Origin of the sequence: Leptospira kirschneri serovar Cynopteri str. 3522 CT (genome assembly GCF_000243695.2) — a bacterium.
Classification (GTDB): domain Bacteria; phylum Spirochaetota; class Leptospiria; order Leptospirales; family Leptospiraceae; genus Leptospira; species Leptospira kirschneri.
Map to the genome: position 1 here is coordinate 162551 of NZ_AHMN02000004.1, position 14131 is coordinate 176681.

The following is a 14131-nucleotide window of genomic DNA, read 5'->3' on the forward strand; positions in this document are numbered from 1 at the left end:
TTATTCACAAATAATCTAAATTTTAAAATGACACAAAAGAATTCTCTTTTCTTACTTCTCATAACGATTGTATTTCTTGGATTTGTCTTTCCGCAAAATATTTCAATGCCGGTGGAGGGTGCAAATCGTTCTAGTTATCATCCTCAATCTTTTTGGTTTTATCCGTGGGGGCGGTCTGGGACTCACAAAGGTGTGGATATTTTTGCAAAACAAGGAAAGAAGATTTTTTCTGCAACCTCAGGTTTAGTTATTTTTTGTGGCGAGATTTCAATGGGTGGAAATGTAATTTTAATCCTCGGTCCTAAATGGAGGTTTCATTATTATGCGCATTTAAAGGAAATTAAAATTTCAACTTGGTCTTGGATCAATCGAGAAGAAGTCATTGGAATCGTTGGTAATACTGGAAACGCAATCGGTAAACCATTACATTTACATTATTCGATCATTACCCCCTTACCTTATGTCTGGCTTGTGGATCAGGATAGGGAGGGATGGAAAAAAATGTTTTATTTAAATCCGATTTCGTATTTTACAAATTCGAATCTATAAAATGAATTTTTAAATCTAAATGTGGTAGTTTATTTCCATAGATTGTGTGGTTTTCACGTTCAAATTCTTTTGTATGTTATACTGAACTCACGTTATATAGGTTTTTAGTTATCTCCTAGATTCAATTTCAAAATAGTAGTTCCCGTATTTATAAGACTCAACGGACGCCTTTTTATGGACTGGTCGAAGAGTTTTAGGTAGATTCTGAATAAAAATTTTCAAAAGTCTAAAGGATAATGAAATTTCGGGCAAAACGAAAATTAATAATTGATATACCAATTTTATTTTGTTTGTTGTGGATCCAAATGGCCGTTTTTATCCGTAAAAAATGAAAAGCTAAATCGGGTTACACGATAAAATTCTACTTTAAAGAGTGGTATTTTTTGTGATTTTTTCAGTGAAAAAAATCGAGTAGGCCGATATTGAAAGATAGAGAACACCATGCTTTCTAAAATTCAAACCATACTGATCGTAATTATATTAGTTTTCGGAGAACTGCTTTGGGCGGTTTCGCCGGATCAGATCAACTTAGGGATTTTAATTGGGGAAAATAAAACCAATCTTAAATTCATCAATATATGTGTGAGTAACCTGGCGCCAATTTTGGAGTCTGCAAATTCGGATTCAAGTCCGCCTAACAATACTAAGACGGAGGCGGGAAACACGACTACTGGAACCGGGGACAAAGTAGAATTATTTAAAAAGTTAGGTGCACTTCCTTCTTACAACAGTTTGAAAAAGGCAAATCAATTTGATTTTAATGGTAACATGCTGTATTTTCAGAGCAATTATAGTCTTTCCTTTAAAAACTTAAGAGGGGCGCAGGGTGAGATGAAAGATCTTTATCAAGCGACTCACGAACAATATCTTCAAAACTCTAGAATACTTTTGGAATACGCTTCTCCTTTAATCGTAAGAAGTAATGATAAGATTGCACAACATCTACTTCGTTTAGGTTTTAGGGATCTGAAAAGTTCTGAAGATCATTTTACGATCGCGTATAACTCCGCTCCTTATCAGTTTCGTTATAAACTTCTTTTACACGGGGAAGGGATCAAAATTGCTCGAAGAGCCAGAAAGTTTGCTCTTTTGGCTATGATTGCGTCCAAAACTCCAACCGAGGATAAACCAGAATATCAATTCGTAAATTTAGACGATATGAGAGCCGAAGTGGAAAAGGAAAGTATCACCGATTACGAAAAGGTGAGAAATACTTTGATCAATTATATTGATAACGATCTGCTCCAAAGAAAAATTGTACCTCCCGGAGAAGCCAAAGATAAACCGATCGATATTCTTGAAATACACGACGACAACTACGGTATTATCACTTCCGGAAGGATTTCTATGATGGATATGAGCAACGAAGAAATTAAAACAAGTGACGCGATTCAAAAAGAAACGTTACCGCCTATTCCTGCAAAAACACAAAATTAAGTATATTCTAAAATACGAATAGGATTGAAATGTTTTTGAAAAAAGTAAGATCTGTTTTTTCTTTATTGTTTGTATTGGTGTTGTTGCAGAATCATTTGGACTCGGGAACTCTTTCGTTTCGAGAAAAGAAAAAATCGATCGAAAAGAAAATTCGGATTTTAGAAGAATCTAGAAAATCGATTCCGTTTCAAAATCAGGAAGAAAACTGGAGCAGACTAACTTCTCTAAATAATCGTTTTCAAAATTCGGTGCATTCTGAATCTCTTCGGGAAAAAGAAAAGTCTATGTTACTTTTAGAAAGGGCGCTTTTTAGAACTGCTTCCGATTTCACCTTAGAAGGAAAAGTTTCAGCTAAAAATCTGATTCGATTTTATTCGGACGAATATTCAGAAAAGAAAAGAAGTCCTGGAATTTCAATGACTACGTTTCAGAAGGAAAGAGCGGCTACTTACTTTCGAATGGCTAAAGAAGAATTGGATCAGGCTGAAAAATTTGATCGAGACGGAAATAATTTTTACGCTCTGATTTTGTATGGAAGATCTATTCAATATTCTTTAAGTGCTTTTCAAACTATGAGTTTTGAAATCCCAAAAGAGTATATTAGAGTTTTGAAAAAGAAATCTATAAAGGCTTTATAATAAAAGTTTACTACATCTTAGGAATCGATCTGTAAAGTTTAGATCTTAATTTTTTTTTAGAAAAATGAATCATAGATTTCCTTATGGCCAACTTTTGTTTTTCATCGACCATGATCCATACGTTATTTTCCATTTAATTTTTCTGTTTGGAAAATCGTTTCGTTGTTGGTTTAAAAACGGATTCTAGAAACTAAAATTCCGATCAATAAACGCTACATCCAAAAAAACCATTGGCAAGCCCTGAACTGGTAATTGCTCCTGCGGCGGTGCCGGTAGTATTTGTCAACAAGCCGATTCCAGCCGTTGAAGAATGAAAAATAAAAATATTATCCGAACCTCCACCGACAAATAAATCTGGAAATCCGTCTCCATTGATGTCTCCGCCGGAAATAGGAGTTTTAGGTGCATTTGCGGAAACTCCAATTCCTGCAAGTAGGCTCGTGATTTGTGTAGTTGCGTTGCCTGTGGTTAGAAATCCACCAATCGGTCCGGCGCCCGGCATGTGAAAAACGAATACCCTATTGGGAACTATGGTTGCGGAAATTAAATCTGGTCTTCCGTCCAGGTTTAGATCCTGTGCAGTTAAAGAAACTCCGAATGCGTTTGCGCCTCCGGTTCCATTGATCATCAGTGGAGCATTTCCAATCGTAGACGTATTGATACCTGCACCTGCGGATGTAAATACGGAAACTCTTCCAAATCCACCTCCCAAACCAGGGCTTCCAATTGCAAGATCGGAATTTCCATCTCCGTTAAAATCGGCTGCAAATAAGCTGATACCAAATTCCCCTGCGTTTCCAGCGCTATCATTGGTAAGATTTGTGATTACTCCTCCTAGTCCACCAACTGCTCCGTGATGTATGTAGACCTTACCTTGGTTTACTACAAATCCTCCACCTACGCCAGCGCCATAACCAGGTGCTCCGATTGCAAGATCTGCAAAGTTATCTCCGTTCATATTTCCTACGCTTAGAGAATATCCGAAACGATCCGTTGCGTTTTCTCCTGTGAGGGTAGAATTTGCAGCAGCCAAGTTCGTTTGTGCAACTCCAGCGGCTCCAGCGGAATGAAATACATAAACTCTACCCTGAGAACCGTTAAAAATAGGTTCTCCTGATGCTATGTCCGAGTAACCGTCTCCGTTTATATCACCTGTAACAATACTATCTCCAAATCTAGCTCCCGCATTGGCTCCACTGATTGTTTTAGTGGCAAAACCGGAAAAGGAAATATTGACTCCAGCATTTCCGGAAGAATGAAATATATAGACCCTACCTTGGGCGCCATTCCAACCAGGAGCACCAGAGATTACGTCTGCAAATCCATCTCCGTTTAAATCTCCCATAGAAACAGTTCTTCCAAATTCTTCCGCTGCAACTCCTACAATGATCCTACTTGCGGATTGTGCGTTTGTAATTGCCATTCCTGCGTTTCCGGAAGAATAAAATATATAAAGTAAACCCTGTCCGTATTCTGCAGATACAAGGTCAACATATCCGTCTCCATTTATATCCTTATTGTTTCCTTTTCGAACCGAAATGGTTGCTGTGGTTGTACTATTATTGGCTAAGTCTTTGGCTCTTGCGATGATCGTATGTTGAGAGTTTTGTTTCCAAGTATTTACATCCGAAGGAAGTTGAAATTTCCAAGGATTGGTTCCGGTTGCGGGCACAAAAACCCCACCATCCAAAGAAATTTCTACAGAAGCGATCGTACCCGCATCTGTTGCCGTTCCGATTACGAAACCACTTTCTACGATAGAATTATTTCTAAGATTTTGAATCGTAATCGTAGGAGGAGTTACATCTGGTGCAGCTCCGGTCGTAAAATTCCAGCTGAACGCGGCACCGATCGGATTTCCTGAAATATCATTTACTGTTACGATTGTTGCCGTATAATTTGTGCTAGCATTCAGAGGAGTTCCTACATTAGGAACAAAGGTAGCAGAGGATCCTGAACAGTTCACAGTACCGTTGATTCCGTTATTAACCGTAAAATTTAAGGTGGAACAATTGATGGTTTCGTTAAATGCAACCGTAATGTTTGTATTTGTAGCAACCCCGGCTGCTCCCGGAACAGGGTTTACAAGAGAAACTTGAGGAGGGACAAGATCTGGTGCAACGCCTGTTGTAAAAGACCAAACGTAATTTCCACCATTCAATGCGTTATTATTGCTGTCCGTAACCGTATTTGCGATTTTCACCGTATAAGTAGTATTAAACGCAAGTGGAGGAATTGCCGGAGCAAAAGAGACGGTATTTCCGTTACAATTGATATTGATTGGAATCACAGTAGCCGGAGTCGTAGGATCATCATCTAAAGTGATACCTCCTAAAATACTTCCACAATTCATGGCTTCACTAAAAGCGATGCTCACACCTCCGTTGATCGGAACGCCTACAGCAGCGTTTACGGGAGTAACGACGGCGACACTGGGAGGAATTAGATCAGGTCCTGGACCTGTTGTAAAATCCCAGTTGGTTGCGACGAGAGGATTATTAGAAGTATCTAATGCTCCCTGATCGATTTCCACAGTATAAGTGGTATTAAAAGTGAATGGGTTTGCAGGAATTGGAGTCCAAGTAGCCGAAGTTCCAAAACAATTTACACTTCCTGTCAGATAAACACCAGTTGCCTGTCTTTTTAGTCGAAAGGACGCGGAGGTCACAGAACCACATAACATAGGTTCGCTGAAAACAACCATAGGATTGACATTGGTTCCTACGCCGTTCTCGTTAGCGGAGGGTACAGTAAAAGTAACCGTAGGTTGGATATTATCTGCAGCCGCAGCTGTCGTAAAAGTCCAGGTACTAGGTGTGAGTGGATTGTTTTGCAAATCCGTAACCGCGTTTGAGATGGTGACTGTGTAATTCGTATTCGGTGTCAGATTTCCTAAAGGAGTAAAAGATGCGGTTGTGCCTGTACAACCTGGAGTTCCATTTACAGTTCCGGGAATAAGTATATTGTCATCTAAGACGATATTTCCGGCGATCGTAGCACAATTGATAGGTTCACTAAAAGCGATACTGATCGTTTCGTTGATAGGAACATTTTGTGCGTTAGGAGCGGGGCTTGCAAAAGAGACGGTTGGAGCGGTTAAGTCTGGGGCCGAACCAGTCGTAAAAGTCCAGTTATATGCGTTTACAAGAGGATTATTAGCAAGATCTCTTGCCGTAGAAAGAATATCCACACGATAAACTGTATTAAAGGCAAGAGGGTTATTAGGAGTAAGAGTGGCAACGGATCCTAAACAAACTACATTACTAGGTTCTAATACGTTAGTAACGTTATTTCTTAATGTAAAATTTGCAATGTTGATGGAAGCACAATCCATTGTTTCGGTAAAGGCAATTTGAACGGAAGTATTGTTGGGAACTAAATTGGCGCCTATGTTAGGAGTTCTTAAAGATACGTCTGGTGCGACTAAATCAACAATTGTATTGGTAGTAAAACTCCAAGTATAGTCTTCTGAAAGAGAAGAACCATCCGTGGACTTTATATTTTTAGAAATGCTAACGGAATAGACCGTCGATGCGGCTAAAGAAGAAGTTGGATTGAATAAAAGAGTTTTTTCTGTAGAAGTGAGATTTCCTGGAATGATCGTATTTCCTTGTGTTAGTTGAATTGATTGAGGTTGAATACTGGAGGAATCTAATTTTTGACTAAAACCGACTTGGATCGATGTGTTTAAAGAAACTCCAGTGACGTTGGGTCCGGGAGAAATTTGCGAAACGTTAAAAGGAGAATCTGCGCTACGGTTGCTAAAGTCTAAATATGCAAAAAATGGCATTGAATTTCCATTTCCTTGGACGCAACCAATGCTTCCCAAGATCAAAATAGAAAAAGAAATCAATGTCTTTATATAAGAACTCACTGAAAAAGGCTCCAACAAACCTAGAGAAAAATTTATATCAAAACTAAGTAGAGAAAGGATTTTTTAGCTTGGTTAAGAATTCAATTTTTTTCGTCTGGAATATAAAAAAATCTTAACATACTTTTTCTATAAATACTGGTTATGTTATAACTTGGTGTCTGTTTCCCAATTAGGTCGGTTTTGAACTTTCATGGGAACAAATCTAAAACTCAAATTCGAAATCGACTTTGTATGGTTTTGTGTAAAGCTTTATGGCTAATTTCAATAGACTCAAAAGGCTAAAGGGTTGCGGAGTTCTTATAGATTTTTAAAATAGATGTTTTAGTTCACATTTGGAATCTCATTTTTTAGGAATTCTTCTCAATATAGAATTAATAGATTTGAGAGTGGTAGGCAAATGTTTTCGATTCTTAATAGAAGTTGGCTATAGATATCATCTTACAGTTATTAGGTGAATAAACTCAAAAGGAAATTATAGATATGACCTTGGATTTACAGCAGAATACACTCAAAGAGGTTTCTAATAGTAGAATAAATTAGAGTTGTTGAAAAATGAATTCTTCATCTATTTCTATTTTATGAAAACGGTCGATTAAAGCAGTTTTGCTAATTGAACTATGGAATTTTTCAACAACTCTATTCATTAAGTAATGAATTTTATTTTTTGTAAAAGAATTGGCCTTGCTCGTATAAAGAACTTCTACTTAGAAAAGAAAATGCTTTTCTCATTATTATAAATCGAACTCACGTTAAATTATGAATCGGATTTTTTGGAACTGGATTGGTTTGTGGATTTTTATTTGGAACTTGTTTCCGATTTTTGGAGAGGGGCTTAGAAATTTACCCGAAGCACGGATTCCTTTGGATGAAGGAAAAAAATTGGAACCCGGTGAACTTGCAGAAAAAAAAGAAGGTTGGTATGTAACAGCGATTCCACTATTGAGTTCGGATCCTGTAAGAGGACAAGGAGGTGGGATTCGAGCGAGTTTATTTTTTAACGGAAAAAAAACAGATCTATATTATGAGTATGAAGCATATCGAAGTAAACTTACTCTTCAATTGTTTCAAACTAATCAGGGAGTTAAAAATAATTTTATACAGTTTGATTCTCCTTATATCTTAAATACTGCGTTTCGATGGAAAAGTAGTCTTAGTTTGGATTACAATCCTAATTCTCAATATTTTGGAATTGGAGAATCCTCTCTTCAATCTCTGTCTTATAGTCCTAGAAATTTACCTGGGATTGGTCGGGTAGGGAATGCAAGTTTTGATGCCTACGAAACTTCTCAATCATACATTCGTCCTTCCCGCACTGGTTCGGAAATTACTCCAACGGTAAGCGATCAGGGTTATAACCAGTATTTGTTTAATTCTACTACTTTCTTTAATGGAATCGATTATACTTTTTGGAAGGCTTGGAAATGGGTGATTGCAAATGAAATTTCCAGAAATATGATCGGTCATTCCGACGGAATTTGGCATCCTTCTAAAGATCCATATTTTGCCGGAAGTATCTGGGAAACTCCGGTTCCAAATGGAGAGTCAAAACTTACCGAAGATTATAGAGCCGGAAAAATCCGAGGATACAACGGAGGAGATATAGTTTATTTTAGAGCGGGTATTGCCTATGATACTCGGGATTTTGAACCAGACCCGGATCGAGGTATATTAGCAGAATTGAATGTAGCGAACGTTTCTAAACGCACCGGTTCCGATTTTAACTACAATAAGATTTTTTTTCAGACAAAATATTTTTATAAGATTCTGCCAGATGTTTTTGAGGAATTGGTGTTCGCCACAAGAGTTGCGTTAGGTTACACTTCTTCCGGTGCCCCTTTTTCCGAAGTAAGATATATGTGGAGTTTAGACGGACCTATGACCGGAATCGGTGGTCTTCAAACGATGAGAGGTTATCGCCAAGATCGTTTTGTCGCTCCTGTGGTCGGTTTTGGGAGTGCTGAACTTCGTTGGAGATTTGCTACATTCAAAATTTTTGATGAACTTTTTACCTTGAGTTTAGTTCCGTTTTTTGACGTAGGTAGGGTTTGGGATTCCGAAAAAAGAATCAATTTACAAGGTTATAAACATTCTTGGGGAAGTGGGTTTAGGATTATCTGGAATCAAGCCACTGTAATTTTGATAGACTTTGCAAAATCAAAAGAGGACTCTCAAATGTTTGTGGATTTTAGTCACGCGTTTTGAAAATTACGAAAATCTTATTGAACGTAATTTCGACTGAGAAAAATTTTTTTACTACTCGAACGCATGAAAAGAATACTATATATACTTGTTTCAAAACTTAGAATGTAAAATCCTTTCCAAAAAACCAACAATTCTAGGTTTGGTGCAATTTTGCGAAGGTTACTGTATCTTTAAAAAAATTCCCGTTAATTTTTGGCATGTCCGAGTAATAAAATTCGTTATTCAATTTTACAGGCTCTAAATTATAATCAGCGAACGTTCGTCTTAAAACAATGTAAGTTAATCGTAAATAAATCTTGGCGAACAAAAAACTCAATATTGCTTCCATGGTTGCTACATAAATTAACGTGAGTTCGACGTAAGAAAAACTAAAAAGATTTTTCTAAAAGTAATAGTTCCTACATTCATTTATAGAAATGATTGATCTTAATTTTTAAAGACTAAAAACAATGGAGTTCCCACAGATTAAGTCGCATAATAAATTTTTAATGCCATTTTCCGTTGTGCTAAATTGGAGTGAGTTCTCCGAATTGATTTGAACAACCTCTATACCTTTCTTTCCGCAATCGACTCCTATAACTTGACTTTCCATTTCTTTTCTCCTGAAATGACAGAGACAGAAGAGCTTAACAAAGTCGGGTAATAACACCAGCATTTCTATACTCGGTCGACTTTGTTAAGTTACAACACTGGTGACCGATTTAGATTCATCTACGGGATCGCGTTCTATATTGAAACTAAAGACGATTATTATATAATGTTTCCTGAATGCACTTGATTAACCAGAGCAGGTAAGCCGGTTCGGCTTACCTGTGGCAAGCAACTGGATCGCCCAGATTTTTTTACGTTGAATTCACATTACGTTATTTAGATGTTTTGAATCTTTGAAAAAAGTGGATTGTTTTTTTAAGTAGAATTTACGTTAAACGATTTTCTAAATCGAATATAAAAAGGATCGTAACCCATTGCCTTCCAAAATGAAACTGCGTTTTCGTTTTCTATTATGGCTCTGAGTTCTATACTTTTGAATTCTTGGTCTTTTGCCCAAGATTCGCATGCTAAAACCAATGGTTTCATATAACCTGATTTTTGTTTTCCTCGTTTGGTTACAGCCAGATCGATGAATAGAGTTTTCTGTTCTTCTAAATAAGGTTTGTCTTCTGTCCTGGCTATCAAAAGAGAAACAAGTTCATCTCCTAAAAAACCTCCTAAAAGTAATACTTTTCCGGTGCCTTTTAGTTTAAGATAGACGTCTATCATCTTTGTGCCTGCACGAGGGCGAATTTTAAAGATTCCGTCTAACTGTAAAGAGTTGATTAGACGAAAGAATTGATTTACGAGTTCGATTGAGGCTTCTCTGTGTTCTGGAAGTAAATTAGCGATTTGAAATTTTTTTGAATTCGTTTTAGACTTAGGCATTTGGGTTTTGAATTGAACAAGAATATTTTTCTAAAGATTCAATTTGTCCGTAGATTTGCATCTCCTATTTTATGAATTCAATTTGAACCATATTTAGGAATTTTTCTGTAAAATTCTATTTAGAATAGAGTTGTTGAAAAATTAATTCTTGATCTGTTTGTATTGGATTGAATGGACAATTGAAGCAATTTTACGAATCTTCACTATGGAATTTTTCAACAACTCTAATTATCAAATAGAGCGCCCAATATTTTACGCTGAAACAGGGCTTTGCAATAAAAATTTACGATAGGTCAGTAGTAAGATTCTTACTAAGAGGACGTATGAAAATAGTACCAAAATTAACCCTCGATTTTGCAAAGATATAAAAGTTTTTAAACTCCGAATGGACTGCTTTTTTAGAATGTATTTTTTAGCCCTTTTTTTTAGAATACTCTAATAGAATGAAAAGTGATTTTACTGTGGCAAAAAAGATTCGAAAAAAATTTTTAGGACTTTGTGTAATTCTACAAAGCCTGATTTTTACTTTTATACTTTATTCAGAAAGTAAATTAGAAATCCCTAAAGTCTTTGAATCTCCTCGAGAAGAACTTGAACTTGACTCCATTGATAAATTTTTTTCTGAACATAAAGAATACGTTTCCGACGGTTTTGACTTTCCAGTTGGAAAACCGAACGCAAAGGGTTATATAGACAAACAACCTTTTGGAAAAAATTTTCATCTAGGTGAGGATTGGAATGCGGTCGGTAGAAACGACTATGGAGATCCGGTTTATGCTGTTTCACACGGAATCGTGAAATTTGTAGGTGACGAAGGGCCCGGTTGGGGAACCGTAATTATGATGACTCATCTACTTCCCAACGGAAAACGAATCAATTCTCTTTATGCACATCTTTCTAAGATAAATGTTTCTAAAGGAGATCGGATTCGAAAAGGCAAAGTGATCGGTAGGATCGGTGACGCCAATGGTCGTTATGGGCCACATCTGCATTTCGAAATGCGGGATGATTTTTTGCTTCCGACAGGCCCTGGTTATAGTAGAAATCCTTCTGGTTATCTCAATCCAAAAGTATTCATCCGTAAAAATCGAAAATTGAAATGATCGATAAAAATTTCTTTCTCTGTAAAAAGAACTTTTTGTGAAATGTCACGAATTCAGAAGCGATGTTCTGAATTCTTTCTCAGTGTTTTTCACGAAACTTTAGAATTGTGGGAACTCTCACAAATCGTGGATTTACCTGTTAACTTTGAAAATTGTGGGAACTACTATGAAATACAAAAAGACATCCTCCATTTGATTTTTGCACAAAACCGTTGTTTTGCGACTATTACGAAAATTTTAAAGTGAATCCGACTGAGAAAGAAATTTCTAAAAGTATGAGTTCCTACAATTTGAGAATTTGTTCGTAAAATCGTGGTTTGTGAGAGTTCCCACATTTTTAAAATAAAGAGAAAGTGAATTTGGTATTATCCAGCGCGAAGCGATTGAGACCACCCCACAAGTTGAATAGGGTTTTAGAATCAAAATTGAACTAAAGCACAACGCTTTCCTGAATGCCGATCCTTAGAGAGGCATTCGCTGAGTTTTCCGGGTCGCGTTGGAAACTAAAGCAAAACGCTTTTTACGAAAGCGTTAACTCAGCAAAACGCTTTCCTAAGGGTCGCGTTTTAGGTTGCTCGAAGTAACTCAAGCCGTCTCGCTTCTACGGTCGCTCGACAGGTCGCGTTGTGGAATCCAAAACGCACATTTTTCAAGTGTTCCGACAAGAATGAGACTTTTTACTTGCAAAAAGTATGTTTTTCTGATAGAGAAAAATCTTTCAAATTTTCCCACCACCACTCAAAACGCGGGCGGGGTCGATCTTTTTACAGAGGATTTATCGTAATTCCTACAGATTTATATTGAGATCCAAATACTTGTGGGACTCTCCATGGAACGTTCGACGGATCGCATTTTATAATCAATTTAAATCAGAAAAAGATTTTGTTTCCTCAATTTGTTGATCGGAGCTGAAAATGCGGTCCGGCAATACTCAAACTTTATTATATAGAATTTACATGATTAGAGTTGTTGATTCTCTATCTGTTTTATGAAAACGGTCGTTGGAGTATTTTGTGAATCTCTACTTTCAACAATTTTATTGAAGTGTAAACTATTGGATTGTGTACTCTGTTCTATAGTTTTGAGTAGGAATCGGTTCTCAAAATCTAAATTCTAATTTTTTTCAAAAAAATGAATCGTGGGGATGAATTTACATTCAAAGCAAGTATCCAAACTCAATATTCCCAGGTTTGTGATAAAAAGTTGCTTTCCTGTTGGATTTGGATTTTTGTAATCAATATCATACCAAGTGTTATGAATAAAAGAATGTCGATCGAATCTATTTCTGAGATTCTTTGAAAAATCAAATTGACAGTATATGCATGAACCGTTTCCGTTTGGTTCTGAAATATAGAAACAGGAAATCCATGAAGAAATTTCTGATATTCGTAAGTTTTGCAATCAGTCTGCTTTTTGTAGCGACCGGAGCCGCCTATGGACAACAAGAAGATTGTTCTAAGTTGGCATTTATGGACGATGTCCAACGGAAACCAAGAACGGATTTACCCTTTCCTATCTCTGAAATGAGACGTCTGAGACCGGAAGATATTTGTAAAAAGAAAGAAGGTTGGTTTCCCACCGGTCTTCCTCTTTTGAATTCCGATCCGAACGTAGGTGTTGGATACGGGGTCCGGGTATTTTTGATCAATAACGGTAAAAAATCCGATCCGTTTTTTGAATACGCTCCGTATCGATTTAGAATGTTCGCCCAGTATTTTAATACGACTAAAAATAGACAGTACCAAGATATCAGTTTTGATGCTCCTTATGTCTTTGATACCAAGTGGAGACTGAGAGGGGATTTGATCTACGATACAAATCCAAATACTTTATATTATGGAATAGGCGAGAAATCCTTAGAAAGTCTTTCCTACCAAGAACGCAATCAACCGGGAGGTGAAGTCGTAAGAAACGCAACTTACCACGAAAGAGAAAAAAATATCTATTTTACAAGACCTGGCGGTCCAGGGGATCCAGTCGATTTTCAAGGAACCAATTACTCTGGTTTTCCGAACAATGATGCGTTTCGGGTCACGGATCGAATGTATAACCGCTATGACATCCGTTCCCCACAAGCCAATCTCAGTGGAGAACATATCTTTTTCGGGGGATTGGTTAGAACGGTCGCTGGAGTTAGGGTTTCTCAGAACATAATCAAAACTTTCGACGGTCAATTTGTAAAAAGTACGGATCCTTTGACGGAAGGAACTCCTTTTAGTAATTCCGGTATGACTCCCAACGGAAAAACAAAAGTAACCGAAGATGCAGAAGCTAGAAAAATTATAGGAGCTAACGGCGGTAATGTGAATTCGGTTCGATTTGGATTGGTCTTAGACACTCGGGACTTGGAACCAGATCCGAACCGAGGAATGTTTGTGGAAGCGACTTATGAAAAAGTTGCTAAAGCCTTTGGATCTGATTTTCAATATTCCAAATATTTTACTCAGATTAAATTATTCTACAGTCCGTTTCCAAAAGTATTTGATAAACTAGTCATTGCGGGTAGAGGGGCGTTTGGTTTGACCGAAGGGGATGCACCATTTTTCGAATATAGAAATTTATGGTCTACAGAAGGTGGAATTACTGGTCTCGGAGGACTAAGAACTCTGAGAGGTTATAAACAAGATCGATTTACCGGTAAAGCAATGGGATGGGGAAACATAGAACTTCGTTGGAAGTTTTTCGATTTTAACATAGCCGGACAACATTTTGCTCTTAACCTGGTGCCTTTTATGGATTTTGGTAGAGTTTGGGACGACGAACATAACGTGGGGCTTAAGGATTATAAATATTCCAGAGGTTTGGGATTTAGAATCGCCTGGAATCAGAGTACGATCTTAATGTTGGACTACGCGGTTTCCAAAGAAGACAAACAAGTATTTATGAACTTTAACCACATTTTCTGAGGG

The 14131-nt window shown here is 37.2% G+C and carries 8 protein-coding genes and 1 pseudogene; 6 read left to right on the forward strand and 3 right to left on the reverse strand.

The window, feature by feature from the left end:
- Window positions 1–27 precede the first annotated feature (27 nt).
- The 3 genes from LEP1GSC049_RS223250 to LEP1GSC049_RS223240 all read left to right on the forward strand — a co-directional run bounded on the left by LEP1GSC049_RS223250 (window position 28) and on the right by LEP1GSC049_RS223240 (window position 2624).
- Window positions 28–549 carry a M23 family metallopeptidase gene (locus LEP1GSC049_RS223250; protein WP_004777114.1) on the forward strand — a complete coding sequence of 174 codons (522 nt, stop codon included), beginning with the start codon at window positions 28–30 and terminating at the stop codon, window positions 547–549.
- A 441-nt stretch (window positions 550–990) separates the two neighbouring features.
- Window positions 991–1986, forward strand: a complete 996-nt coding sequence (locus tag LEP1GSC049_RS223245; RefSeq protein ID WP_004761481.1) for an adhesin OmpL37 family surface protein — start codon at window positions 991–993, stop codon at window positions 1984–1986.
- A 29-nt stretch (window positions 1987–2015) separates the two neighbouring features.
- Window positions 2016–2624, forward strand: a complete 609-nt coding sequence (locus LEP1GSC049_RS223240) for a hypothetical protein (RefSeq protein ID WP_004753896.1) — start codon at window positions 2016–2018, stop codon at window positions 2622–2624.
- A gap of 202 nt (window positions 2625–2826) precedes the next feature.
- On the opposite strand, the gene LEP1GSC049_RS223235 is transcribed toward LEP1GSC049_RS223240, so the two are convergent.
- Window positions 2827–6516: an Ig-like domain-containing protein gene (locus tag LEP1GSC049_RS223235; RefSeq protein WP_025178472.1), complete on the reverse strand. Its 3690-nt coding sequence runs from the start codon at window positions 6514–6516 to the stop codon at window positions 2827–2829.
- Window positions 6517–7254: 738 nt separating this feature from the next.
- Between LEP1GSC049_RS223235 and omp85 (LEP1GSC049_RS223230) the strand changes: the two genes are divergently transcribed.
- Window positions 7255–8700, forward strand: coding sequence for an Omp85 family outer membrane protein (gene omp85, locus LEP1GSC049_RS223230; protein WP_004758357.1), 1446 nt, complete (start codon window positions 7255–7257; stop codon window positions 8698–8700).
- Window positions 8701–9175: 475 nt separating this feature from the next.
- Here omp85 (LEP1GSC049_RS223230) and LEP1GSC049_RS2000000225420 read toward each other — a convergent pair.
- Both LEP1GSC049_RS2000000225420 and LEP1GSC049_RS223225 read right to left on the reverse strand, forming a co-directional pair.
- A pseudogene (locus LEP1GSC049_RS2000000225420) lies at window positions 9176–9292 on the reverse strand (IS110 family transposase); the annotation flags it as partial.
- Between the two features lie 314 nt (window positions 9293–9606).
- Window positions 9607–10119, reverse strand: a complete 513-nt coding sequence (locus LEP1GSC049_RS223225; RefSeq protein WP_004754159.1) for a GNAT family N-acetyltransferase — start codon at window positions 10117–10119, stop codon at window positions 9607–9609.
- A 443-nt stretch (window positions 10120–10562) separates the two neighbouring features.
- On the opposite strand from LEP1GSC049_RS223225, the gene LEP1GSC049_RS223220 reads away from it, so the two are divergent.
- A complete protein-coding gene (locus LEP1GSC049_RS223220; protein WP_004755447.1) occupies window positions 10563–11222 on the forward strand; it encodes a M23 family metallopeptidase in 660 nt (219 codons plus the stop codon).
- Window positions 11223–12589: 1367 nt separating this feature from the next.
- A complete protein-coding gene (gene omp85 / locus LEP1GSC049_RS223215; RefSeq protein WP_016560517.1) occupies window positions 12590–14128 on the forward strand; it encodes an Omp85 family outer membrane protein in 1539 nt (512 codons plus the stop codon).
- The last annotated feature ends 3 nt before the right edge of the window (window positions 14129–14131 follow it).